1 protein-coding gene is annotated in these 1082 nt (G+C 57.3%); it reads left to right on the top strand.

All coding sequences use genetic code 11. From position 1 onward, the window contains the following. A partial coding sequence (locus E8D38_RS27840) for a DUF262 domain-containing protein (RefSeq protein WP_140637559.1) occupies window positions 1-1013 on the top strand: 1013 nt, incomplete at its 5' end. Window positions 1014-1082: the final 69 nt, after the last annotated feature.

Here is a 1082-nt window from a genome sequence, read left to right as displayed (position 1 = left end):
AATACAACGTCACGATACAAACAATCGCCTGGCTCAACGCGCGAAGGACTGATGGTACGTTGGAGATTAGTCCGAAGTTCCAGCGCCGCGCCGTCTGGCTTGATGCTGAGCGCTCCCAACTAGCCGAGACGGTTTGTAGCCAGCTGCCGTTTCCCGAGATCTACATTCATCACGAGACAGACCCGGCGACGGGGACACAGCGCCATATCGTTGTCGATGGTCAGCAGCGGATCACTTCCATCCTGATGTTCATTGACGGGAAGATCAATCTTCCCGTCAACGACAGTTGGTCAGGCCAGTACTTCGCGGATCTCAATGACGACCAGAAGAGAAACTTTTGGGACTACCTGATCGTTGTGCGCAGCCTTAGCCAGACCAACGACGCAGAGATCCGATCCCTCTTCGAATTGCTCAACACAAACACGGTAGCGCTGAACGATCAGGAACTCCGGAACGCCCGCTTCCGCGGACGCTTTAAGCTCGCCGCCGAGCGGCTCGCCGACAATCCTCTCTTCTCGACGATCGGACTGTTCACGCCCCGAGACATCAGGCGGATGCTCGACGTCGAGTTCGCTTCAGAGCTTCTTCTGGTAGTCGTCGAGGGAGTGACGAACAAGAAGGACCTCCTTGATGACTTCTACTATCAGTTTGAGGAAGACTTTCCCAAAGAGGCGGAGTTCGAAGCGGACTTCAATGCAGCAATGTCCTTGGTCCGGAGTCTCCTCGTCGATGACGCGCAGGTCTCCTTCCGCAGCAAGAGCAACTTCTACTCGCTGTTCGGCGCGTGCCTGAGGTACTACCGCCAGACAAAGCGGACGAGCTTCAAGAAGGCAGATGGTGTTGCTTCCAAGATCGAGGCGCTTCTCACTGCGGTGCGCACCGGCGAGTTGGAAGGCAAACCTCAGGAGTACGCGGAGTATGCAGACGCGGTCACCCGGGCCGCCTCGGATAAGGGCCGGCGGCAACGCCGAGAAGACATCCTCTTCACCCTAATCAACGAAGGCGAGGCCTAACCCCTCCATCGAGGGGACGCCTTCCGGCAAGCTTCGCTTGCCTCCAGCCGCCCCTCATGTCAAACGTTA

This window comes from Methylibium rhizosphaerae (genome assembly GCF_006386545.1).
GTDB classification, from domain to species: Bacteria; Pseudomonadota; Gammaproteobacteria; order Burkholderiales; family Burkholderiaceae_C; genus Pseudorivibacter; species Pseudorivibacter rhizosphaerae.
Note: the sequence above shows the minus strand (reverse complement) of the source record. Positions and strands in the feature narration are given on the sequence as shown.